The organism is Pseudomonas sp. FSL R10-1350 (assembly GCF_009600525.1).
Lineage (GTDB): Bacteria > Pseudomonadota > Gammaproteobacteria > Pseudomonadales > Pseudomonadaceae > Aquipseudomonas > Aquipseudomonas helleri.
This window is the reverse complement of record NZ_WIVR01000097.1, coordinates 1-12,167: the sequence shown is the minus strand read 5'-3', so window position 1 is coordinate 12,167 and position 12,167 is coordinate 1. Positions and strand designations below refer to the sequence as shown.

Here is a 12,167-nt window from a genome sequence, read left to right as displayed (position 1 = left end):
ACGACAGGCGCAGGTACGACAGGCGCCTCATCGGCTACCGGCGCTGGTGCAGCCTGTGGCGCGCCCGCCTTGGCCAGCAACGCAGCAATGTCGACATTGCTTTCACCTTTGGCAAACAACACACCGATAGGCGAGCCGACTTCCACTTCGCGGCCCGCCTCGACGAGGATTTTACCCAGCACGCCCTCTTCTTCAGCGGCCAGTTCTACCAGGGCTTTTTCAGTTTCGATCTCGGCAATGCAATCGCCCACGGCAATTGTTTCGCCTTCTTTGATGGCCCAATTCTGGATGGCGGCGTGGGTCGCGTTGGCCGACACCTCGGGCATGTGCAAGAGCTTGGCCATCAGGCACTCCGGTGGTTGAAAAGGTCAGGACGGTAGGCGGCGATGTCGGCGTATTCGACCAACTCCAGCACGTTGCCTTCCGGATCGCGGCAAAACAGCGCTTTCACATCGGGACGCAGCTGGATCGCCTCGTCACCGGCGAAAAAGCTCGCACCGGCGCGCTTCAGGTCGGCGACCAGGCTGGCGATGTCTTCGACGATAAAGGTCAGGTAACTGGCGTTCTGGCGGTCGAGGATCAGACCTTCGACATGCCGGGTGGGCGTGCGCTCCGGGGCAAGCAATTTGATCCGCTCGCCGTAAGGCGTCTGCAAGCGCACCACGCTGTAACCGCCTTCGCTCAGCCCTACGCGCTGCGCAGCGGCGGCGGGCATTTGCACCTGGGCGACAAAGGTAAAGCCCAGCACGTCCTGATAGAACCGGCTGAGGGCCGGCAGGTCGACGCAGCAGATACCGACTTCTATTGGAACCAGCATGTTGACGCTCATGGACGTGCTCCTTTTTCGCGAATGACCTGTTGCAGGCCTTCAACCACTTCTTCGGTGCGGGCACTGGCGGCACGCTCCAGAACTTTGGAAATACTCGGCGAACCTTCACCGCCGGTAACCCGCTGAATCGGCTGGTCGAGCCAGTCGAAGCAACGGCGTTGCAGTTCGTCTGCCAGCCAGCCGCCGTAGGAGGTGCCACGAGCGCCCTGCTCCACAATCAGCACGTTGTTGGTCTTACGGATACTCGCCTCTACCGTGGCCCAGTCAAAACTGGCGCGGTCGAGAAAGCGCAGGTCGATGACTTCGGCGTCGATGCCGGTCTGCTCCACAGCTTCCAGGGAATGCCCGACCATGCTCAGGTAAGTCAGGATGGTCAGCTCGCGGCCTTCGCGGCGAATGGCGGCGGTGCCAAACGGGATCTGGTAGTCCAGGTCGTCAGTCGGCACTTCACCGGTCTGGCTGTACAAGTCGACATGTTCGATCACCAGCACCGGGTCTTTGCAGGCCAGCGCGGTGTTCATCAGGCCGATGTAGTCAAACGGCGTCGACGCGGCGACGATGCGCCAGCCGGGGCTGGTCACGTAAATGCCTGCCGGGTCCATGGAGTGCTGCGAGCCGTAGCCGGTGCCCATGGCGATTTTGGTGCGCAGTACCAAGGGCACGTCGCTTTGCCCGCCGAACATGTGCCGGGCCTTGCCGATCTGGTTGAACACCTGGTCGGCGGCCACCCACATAAAGTCCGGGTACATGAACTCCACCACGGGTTTAAAGCGGCCATCAAGGGCCATCCCGCCGCCGAGGCCGCAGAAGGCGTTTTCGCTGATGGGCGTACCGAGAATCCGCTCCGGGAAACGATCTTTCAAGCCACGGGTGGCGCCGTTGGTGCCGCCCTTGAGGCGATGCACGTCCTCGCCCATGACCACGATGCTGTCGTCGGTTTCCATGCGCCGGTTCATCACATCGGCAATCGCGTCGATGAATTTGCGTTTTTCCAGGGCGCCGCTGTAGCTCGCTTGCTCGCAGGTGCGGGCATCGGCCAGCTCGCTGAGGTCGCCACGAATGCCCACGTCACGAAAGTCCGCTGCCGGCCACAGCTCGGGGCGAATCCGCCGCTTGCCCGGCTTGCCGGACGGGTCCGCTTCAAGCAGTTGCGTCGCTGCTTCGGCCATCGCCGCCTTGATGGTTTCACGCAGCGCGGTCAGACCGGCATCGTCGATCAGCGCGCGTTTTTTCATTTCAGTGGCCAGGCGGTCCAGCGGGTCACGGGCACGCCAGTGTTGCTCTTCTTCTTTGCTGCGATAACCGAAGGCGCTGCCGGGGAACGGACCATTCTGGTGGAAGAAACGGTATACGTCGGCTTCGATCACGGTCGGGCCATTGCCGGCACGCATGTGCGCCAGCGCTTGTTGCATGGCCAGGTACACCGCCAGCGGGTCCATGCCGTCGACTTTCCAGCTCGGGATGTTAAAGCCCAGGCCGCGGGCCGAAAGGCGCGGTTCGGCGGTGGCTTCGTCCACCGTGGTCGACACGGCGTAGAGGTTGTTCTCGATAAAGAAGCACAGCGGCAACTTCCAGGCCGCCGCCAGGTTCATGGTTTCCAGCACCGAACCGATGTTGACCGCGCCGTCACCGAAATAGGTGACCGCCACGGTGTCGGTCTGCGCATGCCGGTGGGCCCAGGCTGCGCCCGCCGCCAACGGTACACCGCCGCCAACGATCGCGTTGGTGCCCAAGGCGCCCGCCTCGGCCCATTGCAAGTGCATGGAGCCTCCCCGGCCTTTGCAGAAGCCTTGGGCCAGGCCGAGGATTTCTGCCAGGGTGCGTTGCAGCAAATTCTGGATCGACGGGTTGACCGGCGCTTTCGGGTCAATGCCCTCGGGCATCAGGTACACCAGCGCCTTGGCCAGAAACTGGTGGTGGCCACGGTGTGAACCATTGACTTCATCTGCTGCGCCCAGCGGCACGATCGAACCGACCGCGCCGCCTTCCTGGCCGATGCTGGAGTGTGCCGGACCATGCACCAGGCCTTCTCCAGCCAGTTCCAGTACGGTTTCTTCAAAGGCCCGGATCAGGTGCAACTGGCTGAGCATGGTGCCCAGCAGCGCGGGGTCGGCCTGCTTCCAGTCGGCGTCGGTGGTACTCAGCTCGACCCACGGCGATGCCGGCGACAAGGCAACACAATTCGGCATGTTTACTTCTCCACAAAGAACTCAAAGCGACCGGCCCCTGCGGGCCGGCACAACGAAGGAAAGCTAGAAACCGTTAGCGGTCCAGCCGCCGTCCGAGACGTAGATTTGCCCGGTAATGAAGGTCGCGCTGCCAGAGGCCAGAAACAGCGCCAGCTCGGCCATTTCGCCCGGTTCACCCAGGCGGTGCAGCGGCGTGCGCTTGCTCAGGGCGTCAACGTCCAGACGGCCTGCGCGTTGCAGCTCATCGACCAGCGGAGTGCGGGTGTAACCAGGCCCGATGGCGTTGACACGGATACCGTGGCGCGCCCACTCGACGGCCAGGCATTTGGTCATGGACACCACCGCCGCTTTGGTCGAGCAGTACGCGGTGCGCTCTGCGGAGTGCGACACGCCCCACATCGACGAGGTGTTGATGATCACGCCCGCTTGCTGCTCGATCATGTGCCGGGCAGCCGCCTGGGCGCAGATGAACACGCTGCTGAAGTTGATCTCTACGGCCCGGCGCCATTCGGCCGGGGTGATGTCGAGGGACGGTTTGTTGATGGAAACACCGGCGTTGTTGAGCAGCACGTCAATGCGCCCGAAGCACGCCTTGGCGTGAGCAAAGGCTGCGTCAATGGCGTCTTCGTCAGTTACCGACGCCTCGAAGCATTCAACCCGGGACTCAGGGAATTCTTGCTGGAGCTCGCCCTTGGCATCGGCCATGGCCTGAGCGTTGATATCGATCAGCAGCAAATGTGCGCCGTTGCGCGCAAAGCCTTTGGCGAGGGCCAGACCAATGCCGCTGCCGCCGCCGGTGACCACCACCACTTTGTCCTGGATGCCGGCATAGGCGCTGTGCTGGAAAACAGGTGCAGAGCTATCTGAATGGGACATGAGGTTCTCACTTATTTTTATAGCTGGTCATACATTTGAATAAACTTGTCAGACCAGTGACGAAAAACTAACCCGCAGTAAGGGCTCTGTCAAAGGAAATTGTTACCGGATCAGTCAACTTGCCGATCAAAACAGCGCGAGGCTGTAGCTGACGATCAGGCGGTTATCGTCCACTGACGGGCCGAAACTGGAGCGCACCATGGCGTTTCTCCAGCGCAGGCCAAGGTTTTTCAGGGGGCCGCTCTGGATCACGTACGACACGTCAAAGTCGCGCTCCCACTCCTTGCCGGTGTTGCTGCCCGCCACCAGTACATTGTCGCCACTGACGTAACGCACAAAGGTGGTCAGCCCCGGGATGCCCATGGCGACAAAGTTGTAGTCGTAACGCAGTTGCCAGGCTTTTTCCTGGGCGGAGGCGAAATTGCGCACCTGAATATCACTGGGCAACACAGTGGTGGTCGGGCTGAGCCAGATGGTCCCGTCGTCGCCATACATGCGCTGCCAGGCAGCCATCACCGTGTGCCCGCCATGGGCGGCGCTGAGGGTGGTGAAGAACGAGCGGTTGTCGATTTTGCCGGCCTTGGCATCGCCCTGCTCTTCTGAGTCGAGCAAGCCGATATTGGTGCCCAGGGTCCAGTCGCCCACGGGTTGTTTGCGGGTGAACTGGATAAAGCGCTGCCGGTAAATGTCCTCCAGCTCAGCGCCCCACAGGCCAACCATGGTGCGCTCCTGGTTGAAGCGGTATTCACCGCCCAAATAGTTGTAACGGTCAGAGGTGGCGAAGGCGCGGCCATCGATAAACATGTCTTCGCGGTTGCTGGAATTACGCTGGGTGAAGGAGCGCATCTGCCCGGCATTCAGGGTCAGGCCGGTGATTTCTTTGGAGGTCAGCATCGCCCCCTGAAACGTCTGCGGCAACAGGCGCGCGTCGTTGTATTGGAGGATCGGCAGGCTGGGCAGCAGTTCACCCACTTTCAGTTCGGTCTTCGACATCTTTAATTTCAGCGCCGCGCCCAGGCTGGAAAAGTCATCCGCCGAGCCTTTGCCGTCGGCAGGCAGCAACAGCGTGCCCGCACGCCCTCCACCACTGTCGAGCTTGACCCCGAGGCGGCCGATCAAGTCGACGCCCACCCCCACAAGCCCTTGGGTGTAGCCCGACTGCGCATTGAGCAGAAAGCCCTGTGCCCATTCCTCGCTCTTGGCCTGGCTGGCGTTGCTGTCACGAAAGTCGCGATTGAAGTAGAAGTTGCGCATGAGCACGTTGGCCGTGGCGTCCTCGATAAAGCCATGCTCCTGTGCCAGAACCAGGCCCGGCAAGGTGCTCAGCAACAGCAGGGGTTGTGCGGCGATGTATTTGTTCAGGTTCATTTTTATTGTTTTTCCTGTTGGATTTAAGACGTAGAAACCCCTGGCGAACGCGTGTTTCGCCATACCGTCGGGGGGAATTGGCAGGCGAACCTGCCGGGTTGAATGTTGCGGCTGGCGCTCTAGACCGCCAGCCACTCCTTCATCAAATCGGGGTCGTCGGTCAGCGCTTGCGGCGTGCCTTCAAAAACAATCTGCCCGTGGCCCATCACGCAAACCCGTGAGGACACCTTCAGGGCGATGGTCAGCTTTTGCTCCACCAGCAGGATCGACACCCCGCGGTGGTGGATGTCGCGAATGGCTTCGGCCACCACCGCCACGATCTTCGGCGCCAGACCCTCGGTGGGCTCATCAATCAACAGCACTTTCGGGCAACCCAGCAGCGAGCGGCACAAGGTAAGCATTTGCTGCTCACCGCCCGAGAGGTTGCCCGCGCCGGTGTTGCGACGCTCACGCAGCCTCGGGAAAAACTCGAACATCTGCTCGACCGTCCAGGCCGTGGCGCCCGGCGTCGGCTCTTGCTGGCCCATGCGCAGGTTTTCTTCGACGCTGAGGTTGGCAAACACTTCGCGCTCTTCCGGGACAAAACCGACCCCGGCCCGACTGACCCGGTACGGCCTGAGCCCGGTCAATTCACGGCCTGCCAGCTGAATGCTGCCCGCGCTGGCAGGCACCAGGCCCATCACCGCTTTCATGGTGGTGGAGCGCCCGGCGCCATTGCGCCCCAGCAAGCTGACCACTTCGTTGTGGCCGATGTTGAGGTTGACCCCGTGCAGCACGTGGCTCTTGCCGTAATGCACATGCAGGTCGCTGATCGACAGCAGGTTTTGCGGGGTCGCACTCATGCGCATTGCTCCTCACCCAGATAGGCTTCCTGTACCCGGCGATCTGCACGGATTTCGTCCGGCGTACCGGTGGCGATGACCTGGCCGTAGACCAGCACGCTGATGCGGTCGCACAGCGAAAACACCACGTCCATGTCGTGCTCGACAATCAGCAAAGAACGGCCTTGGGTCACCTCACGAATCAACTGCAAGGCGTAGTCGGTTTCTTCGTGAGACATGCCTGCCATGGGCTCGTCGAGCAGGATCACCCGCGGGTCACTGGCCAGGGTCATGCCGATTTCCAGTGCACGCTGCTCGGAGTAAGACAACTCCGCCGCGCACACGCTTTGTTTGTCTTGCAGGCGCACTTGCTCCAGCAGCTTTTCGGTCTGCTCGCGCACCTCGGGGTAACGCTGGACTGAACGCCAGAAGTGGTACTGCATGTGGTGCTTGCGCATGACGGCAATGCGCAGGTTTTCGAACACCGTCAGCCCCGGAAAAATGTTGGTGATCTGAAACGAGCGCGACAGCCCCAAATGGTTGATGTGCTCCGGCGAGCGCCCCTGAATCGGCGTATCGCCCAGCACGATCTTGCCGCTGGTGGGCTGTAACTGCCCGGAGATCAAGTGGAACAACGTCGACTTGCCCGCACCGTTGGGGCCAATCACCGCATGCCGTTCGCCGTCGCGCAGTTCAAGCTCTGCGCCGCGAATGATGTGGGCCTCGCCAAAGGATTTGTGCACGTCGTGTAACTGCAGAATCGCGCGGCTCATGGGGCATCTCCTTCGGCTTGCAGCGTGAGTGCGGCAGGTTTGGACCCGCGTTCATCGTCCAGCAGGCGCAGCCATCGGCGCCGTGCCAGTTTGAGCATCAACAGCCCGGCCAGGCCCAGCAGCAGCGGCATGGCCCAGGTCAGTGGCGAACCGGGTAACCAGTCGCGGCCAAACAAACTGATGGCGGGCCACGGCTGACCGGCAATCAGCAGCGCCTGGTAATCCTGGCTAAATACCCGTTGCAAAGTTTCGATGGCAAACACCACGGCCAGGCTCACCAGCGCAGCCGTCAGCAACGCCGTCACGGCAGCCGGGATCACCGCCAGCCAGCCGTTGCGCCGGATCTGCGCACTCCAGGCCAGCACCAGCCCGGCCAGACCACTGGGCATAAACATCATCACCAGCACGAACAACAGGCCCTGATAGAGCAACCAGGATTGGGTGAGGTCGGAGGCGGCGTTGCCAAAAAAGGTCATCAAGGCCGCGCCCAGAACCGGCCCGAGAAACACGTTGACCCCACCGATATAGGTGTTGAGGACCACCTCGGCGGAATAGTGCATATCAAACAGCACGTAGTTGGCCGACTCCAGATTCAGGGCCTGCAAGCCACCGGCGATCCCGGAAAACATCGCGGACAGGGCAAACACCAGCACCCGCAAACGGTGCACGTTGTAGCCGAGAAATTGCAGCCGGTGACCGTTCTCGCGCAGGGCGAAAGTCAGGCGACCCATGGGCGTCAGGGTGAAGGCGTATAGCAAGGCAATCGACATCACCACCCACACCAGGGTCAGGTAATAGACTTGGGTCGCATCGCCAAAATCCAGGCCCCACGCCGGGCTGCGCATGGACGAAATACCCGCTTCACCGCCAAACAGCGCGCTCAGGTGCGGAGCCAGCGAGTGCAGCAACTCGGCCAGCGCCAGGGTGATCATCGAGAAGTACACCCCGGCGCGCTTGGTTGCGAACCAGCCCGCGCACACCCCGCAGATAAAACCACCCAGGGCGCCGATCAGCGGCAGCAAAGGTGTTGGCAGCAGGCCATGACCATTGAGCGCGTTCATCGCGTGCAGCGTGGCAAACGAGCCGACGCCAAAGTACGCCGCGTGGCCAAACGAAAGCATGCCGCCCTGCCCGCACAGCAGGTTAAAGGCACAGGCAAACAAGGCTGCGATCAGCATCTGAATGGACGCGTTGACCATCGACACCGGTACAACAGCGGGCACCACAACGAGTGCCAGCAGCAAGACCAGCAGCAGGATTTTTGTGAGTTTCATGGTCTACCCCTTCTCGCCCATTAACCCGGACGGCCGGATCAGCAAAATCAGCAGCATCAGCGCAAATGGAATGGTGGCCGCGACGCTGGACACTTTGAGGGTCATCAAACCGCCCATTTGCCGGGCCCATTCACCGGCACCAAACAAGCCGAACACCGACGCCAGGCTGAGGTCCACGCCCACGGCGAAGGATGAAATCAGGCCGATCAACAGCGAGGCCACCATCGCCCCGGCCATTGAGCCCAAACCGCCGACCACCACCACGACAAACACAATCACCCCAAGCTCCAGCGCCATGTTCGGGTTGGTGGTGTAGAAGGCGCCCGCCAGTGCACCGGCCAGCCCGGCAAGGGCCGCGCCGATGCCGAACACCGCCATGAACACCAGCGGCACGTTATGCCCCAGGGCCTCAGCCATTTGCGGGCGATGGATTGCTGCGCGCACCACGATGCCGACCCTAGTGCGGGTCAGCAGCAGATAGATCAGGGCAAATACCAGCAGCGAGACAATGCCCATCAGCAGCCGGTAGAACGGATAGTCGGTGCTGAACACCTGGAACGCGGCGAAGTTGAGGAACTCCGGCACCCGGTATTCCACCGAGAAGTTGCAGTAGAACAACTTGATCAGCTCAACAATGATGAACGTCAGGCCAAATGTCAGCAGCAGTTCGTGGGCGTGCCCGTACTTGTGTACGCGGCGCAGGAAGAAGCGCTCGACAATCACCCCGATCAGCCCCACCAGCACGGTCGAAAGCAGCACCGCACCGACAAAGCCGACGTATTTTTGCAGGGTGTAGGCCAGGTAGGCGCCCACCATATAAAAGGAGGCATGGGCGAAATTGAGCACGCCCATCATGCCAAAGATCAGCGTCAGGCCAGCTGAAACCATGAACAGCAGCAGGCCGTAGATCACGCCGTTAAGCAGTGAAACTGTGAGGAATTCCATAGGCGACTCCAGCGTTCGCGATGGACAAAAAGGCGTGCCGGGTGGCACGCCAGGCGGCGTCAGTCGGGCCGTTGCATGCGGCAGTCAGCTTGCACCGGCGCTGCGGCTTCATCGGCGCTGAACGACTTGATCGGGACAAAGCCCATGTCGGTGCCGTCAACCTTGTAGCGCGCATCTTTGGAGACCACCGACACCACGAATGGCATCAGCAATTGGTGGTCTTCGGCGCGCATGCGCACGGCACCCAGCGGGTTGCTGTCGCTGGCTTTTTCCAGGGCCAGGGCGAAGCTGCGGGTGTTGAGGCGGCCGTCTTCTGCCGGCAAGGTTTTCAGCACATTGCCCACCATCTGCAAGGCGAACACGGTTTGCGGCTCGATATAGGCTGGCAGGTGCCCGGTCTTGGCCTGGTACTCGGTGGCGAACTTCTCGCCCTGCTCGCCTGCGGCTTCAATGTTGAACGGGTGCGAAACGTAATGCCCCAACGCAACATCACCGGCGTTAGCCAGGTTGCCTGGCTGATCGAGGAAGGCGGTGCCAAAGCGCAGTTTGAGGCCCGCCGCACGGCTGGCTTTCATCAGCAAGAGCAAGTCGTTGCCCCAGTTACCGGTGAGCACGGTCTCAGCGCCAGAGGCCTGGATACGGGCGATGTAAGGGGCGAAATCCTGGACTTTCTGGGTGTCGTGCAGGCTTTTGCCCACCAACTGATAACCCCCCGCTGCGGCATTATCGGTGATGGCCTTTTCCATGTCCTGGCCCCAGCTGTAGTTCTGGTTCATGGAATAGACTTTAGTGCCCAGGGTGCCGGCTTCTTTCATGGCTGCCACCAGGGTCTTGACCCGGATTGGCGCATTGCCGTTGAAGCGGAAGTGGTAAAAGTGGCATTTGCTGCCGGTGAGTTCCAGGGCCTCACCGCCGACATTGAGGAACACGACTTCCTTGCCCTTGTTGCGCAGGTTGTACTTGCGCACATCTTCTGTGATTTGCCCGGCCGCCACTGACGAGGCGCCCTGAACGATCATTTGTGCGCCGCTGCCAATCGCGGCCTTGAGTTTTTCAGAAGCGCCGGCCGGGGTGCCCTGGCTATCAAATTCGAGCAGCTGGATGGGTTCGCCATTCCAGCCACCTTCAGCGTTCAGGCGGTCGATCTGGAAGCGCGTGGCGGCCCGGAACATTTGCCCGGTGGCAGCGGAGGGTCCCGACAGGGTCTCGACCAACGCTACTTTCAAAGGATCAGCGCAGGCGATACCGGCGAGCAGGGTCGTGCCGAAGGTGAGCAGACGCAGCGTGGTCTTTGTGTGCATGGAAGCCTCGTTTTTTATTTTTATGTACGATCTGGTCGAACATCATCATCGACATGTCAGACCAGTTGGCGAAAATTACGACAACGCTGCGCCGAAGTCAAAGCACCCACGGGCAAAAAAGTGCATTTATTTCCGATTGATTCACTCAAACACCTTGAAATGTGCAGGCTTGAGCCGATAAAAAAATTTCTAAACTTGTAAGACCACAGTCCATTCATTCACTATTCTCAGCCAATCACTTATGCCCGTACCCGCGCTGCCTCGCGGCAGAGGACTCACAATGAAAAGCGTTAACGTACAAAGCAACCAGCCCTTGCCAATGGAAATCGTCAACTGGCTCAGTGGCGAAATCCACTCCGGGCGGCTGGCCACCGGCGATCAACTGCCCAGCGAGCGGCAGTTGTGCGAACAGTTTTCGGTCAGCCGGGCGGTGGTGCGCGAAGCCTTGTCGCAACTCAAGTTCGAAGAACTGATCACCACCCAGCAAGGCAAAGGCGCTTTCGTGGCCAAGCGCGGCGAGCGTCACGCCTTCCGCCTCAACGAAGTGTCGCTCGACGAAGAAGACTCCCTGCTGCACATCCTCGAGTTCTTGATCACCATCGAGGTGGGCGCCACGCGCCTTGCGGCGTTGCGTCATACCCCGGAAGACCTGAAGAAAATTCGCCAGGCGTTGGTCGGCATGGAATACGCCATGGTCAACGACCAACTGGGCGACGAAGAGGACTATGCCTTCCACCAGGCGATTGTCGCGGCCACCCATAACCCGCACTTCAAATCGCTGAATGAATACCTCGATCACAGTGTCCGGCGCCTGATTCGCGAGGCCCGCAGCAACACGGCGGCGATCTACAACGAGCTGATCCAGGCGGTGCAGGACGAACACCAGGCCATCTTCCAGGCCATTCAGGCGCGCGATCCGGTGCGGGCGGGCGAAGCCGCCGAGCGTCATCTGCGCAATGCCGCCAAGCGCATGGACATGTACCTGCAGGACTGATCCTCCTGCAGCACCCTTGACACTGAAAAGGGAAGCCTCCTACCATCCTGTCAGACAACAAAAACAAATGTCAGACAGGTTAATCCTCATGATCACTGGCCAAACGCGTTTGATCGGCATCGTTGCTGATCCGATCGCCCATGTAAAAACCCCGCAAGTCATCAATCAGAGTACGGCCAACCAAGGTTTGGATGTGGTCTGCGTACCCCTGCACGTGCACGCCGAAAACCTGCAAAAGGTGCTGGGTGGCGTTGACGGCTTCGCCAACCTGCAAGGCCTGGTCGTTACCATCCCGTACAAGGAAAGCATCCTTGAATACTGCGACGACCTGACCGACATCGCCCGCCAGGTCGGTTCGGTGAATGCCATCCGCATCGACCCTGACACCGGGCGCCTCACGGGCGGTAATTTTGACGGCGAAGGCATGCTGGCCGGTCTGCACCAACAGGGGCATACGGTTGCTGGCAAACGCGTGTTGCTGGAGGGCACGGGAGGCGCGGGCAAGTCCATTGCCTGGTCCCTCGCCCAGCAGAAACCTGCACGACTGGCCCTCTACAACCGTTCACCGGCCCGTGCGCAAGCGTTGCTGGAGCGTCTGCAAAAACAGTTTCCTGCGCTCGATCTGGTTATCAGTGACGGCAATGCGCAGGACTACGACGTGGTCATCAACGCCACCTCGCTGGGCCTCAAGGACGATGATCCCCTGCCCCTCGATCCGAACACCTTGCGAGCGGGCGCTTTGGTCTGCGAAGCGGTGATGCGCGCCGACGGCACCGCGCTGCTGGCGGCGGCACGCG

12 protein-coding genes are annotated in these 12,167 nt (G+C 60.9%); 2 read left to right on the top strand and 10 right to left on the bottom strand.

Annotated features, from left to right (window positions below; all coding sequences use genetic code 11):
* The 10 genes from GHO25_RS24275 to GHO25_RS24230 all read right to left on the bottom strand — a co-directional run.
* The coding region (locus tag GHO25_RS24275; RefSeq protein WP_306108779.1) for a biotin/lipoyl-containing protein at window positions 1-344 on the bottom strand (344 nt) is incomplete at its 3' end.
* Entirely contained in the window at window positions 344-829 is a 486-nt protein-coding gene (locus GHO25_RS24270; RefSeq protein WP_153392982.1) for a VOC family protein, read from the bottom strand. The genes GHO25_RS24270 and GHO25_RS24275, both read right to left, overlap by 1 nt.
* Window positions 826-3,018 carry a thiamine pyrophosphate-dependent enzyme gene (locus GHO25_RS24265; protein ID WP_153392979.1) on the bottom strand — a complete coding sequence of 731 codons (2,193 nt, stop codon included), beginning with the start codon at window positions 3,016-3,018 and terminating at the stop codon, window positions 826-828. Before GHO25_RS24265 ends, GHO25_RS24270 begins: the two co-directional genes overlap by 4 nt.
* A 63-nt stretch (window positions 3,019-3,081) precedes the next feature.
* Window positions 3,082-3,894, bottom strand: a complete 813-nt coding sequence (locus GHO25_RS24260) for an SDR family NAD(P)-dependent oxidoreductase (protein ID WP_153351079.1) — start codon at window positions 3,892-3,894, stop codon at window positions 3,082-3,084.
* A gap of 126 nt (window positions 3,895-4,020) precedes the next feature.
* Complete coding sequence (locus tag GHO25_RS24255) at window positions 4,021-5,262, bottom strand: OprD family porin (RefSeq protein ID WP_153392976.1); 1,242 nt, start codon at window positions 5,260-5,262, stop codon at window positions 4,021-4,023.
* Between the two features lie 119 nt (window positions 5,263-5,381).
* Window positions 5,382-6,104 (bottom strand): ABC transporter ATP-binding protein, encoded by a 723-nt coding sequence (locus GHO25_RS24250; RefSeq protein ID WP_048369282.1) that lies wholly within the window; start codon window positions 6,102-6,104, stop codon window positions 5,382-5,384.
* A complete protein-coding gene (locus GHO25_RS24245) occupies window positions 6,101-6,856 on the bottom strand; it encodes an ABC transporter ATP-binding protein (protein WP_048369283.1) in 756 nt (251 codons plus the stop codon). The genes GHO25_RS24250 and GHO25_RS24245 overlap by 4 nt, the downstream gene beginning before the upstream one ends.
* Entirely contained in the window at window positions 6,853-8,130 is a 1,278-nt protein-coding gene (locus tag GHO25_RS24240; protein WP_153392973.1) for a branched-chain amino acid ABC transporter permease, read from the bottom strand. The genes GHO25_RS24245 and GHO25_RS24240 overlap by 4 nt, the downstream gene beginning before the upstream one ends.
* Window positions 8,131-8,133: 3 nt before the next feature.
* Window positions 8,134-9,075: a branched-chain amino acid ABC transporter permease gene (locus GHO25_RS24235; RefSeq protein WP_153392970.1), complete on the bottom strand. Its 942-nt coding sequence runs from the start codon at window positions 9,073-9,075 to the stop codon at window positions 8,134-8,136.
* A 59-nt stretch (window positions 9,076-9,134) separates the two neighbouring features.
* Window positions 9,135-10,376 carry a branched-chain amino acid ABC transporter substrate-binding protein gene (locus GHO25_RS24230; RefSeq protein ID WP_088500383.1) on the bottom strand — a complete coding sequence of 414 codons (1,242 nt, stop codon included), beginning with the start codon at window positions 10,374-10,376 and terminating at the stop codon, window positions 9,135-9,137.
* Window positions 10,377-10,656: 280 nt separating this feature from the next.
* On the opposite strand from GHO25_RS24230, the gene GHO25_RS24225 reads away from it, so the two are divergent.
* The gene (locus GHO25_RS24225; protein ID WP_048369286.1) at window positions 10,657-11,370 is read left to right on the top strand and encodes a FadR/GntR family transcriptional regulator; all 714 of its coding nucleotides are present in this window, start codon (window positions 10,657-10,659) and stop codon (window positions 11,368-11,370) included.
* 88 nt (window positions 11,371-11,458) lie between these two features.
* Window positions 11,459-12,167, top strand: a 709-nt coding sequence (locus GHO25_RS24220; protein ID WP_178110211.1) for a shikimate dehydrogenase, incomplete at its 3' end; no start/stop codon positions are given.

Excerpts from the sequence above, each read along its gene's own strand:
- GHO25_RS24255 (WP_153392976.1), bottom strand. The coding sequence starts at position 5,262 with ATGAACCTGAACAAATACATCGCCGCACAACCCCTGCTGTTGCTGAGC.
- GHO25_RS24235 (WP_153392970.1), bottom strand. The coding sequence starts at position 9,075 with ATGGAATTCCTCACAGTTTCACTGCTTAACGGCGTGATCTACGGCCTG.
- GHO25_RS24250 (WP_048369282.1), bottom strand. The coding sequence starts at position 6,104 with ATGAGTGCGACCCCGCAAAACCTGCTGTCGATCAGCGACCTGCATGTG.
- GHO25_RS24240 (WP_153392973.1), bottom strand. The coding sequence starts at position 8,130 with ATGAAACTCACAAAAATCCTGCTGCTGGTCTTGCTGCTGGCACTCGTT.
- GHO25_RS24265 (WP_153392979.1), bottom strand. The coding sequence starts at position 3,018 with ATGCCGAATTGTGTTGCCTTGTCGCCGGCATCGCCGTGGGTCGAGCTG.
- GHO25_RS24260 (WP_153351079.1), bottom strand. The coding sequence starts at position 3,894 with ATGTCCCATTCAGATAGCTCTGCACCTGTTTTCCAGCACAGCGCCTAT.
- GHO25_RS24225 (WP_048369286.1), top strand. The coding sequence starts at position 10,657 with ATGAAAAGCGTTAACGTACAAAGCAACCAGCCCTTGCCAATGGAAATC.
- GHO25_RS24230 (WP_088500383.1), bottom strand. The coding sequence starts at position 10,376 with ATGCACACAAAGACCACGCTGCGTCTGCTCACCTTCGGCACGACCCTG.
- GHO25_RS24270 (WP_153392982.1), bottom strand. The coding sequence starts at position 829 with ATGAGCGTCAACATGCTGGTTCCAATAGAAGTCGGTATCTGCTGCGTC.
- GHO25_RS24245 (WP_048369283.1), bottom strand. The coding sequence starts at position 6,856 with ATGAGCCGCGCGATTCTGCAGTTACACGACGTGCACAAATCCTTTGGC.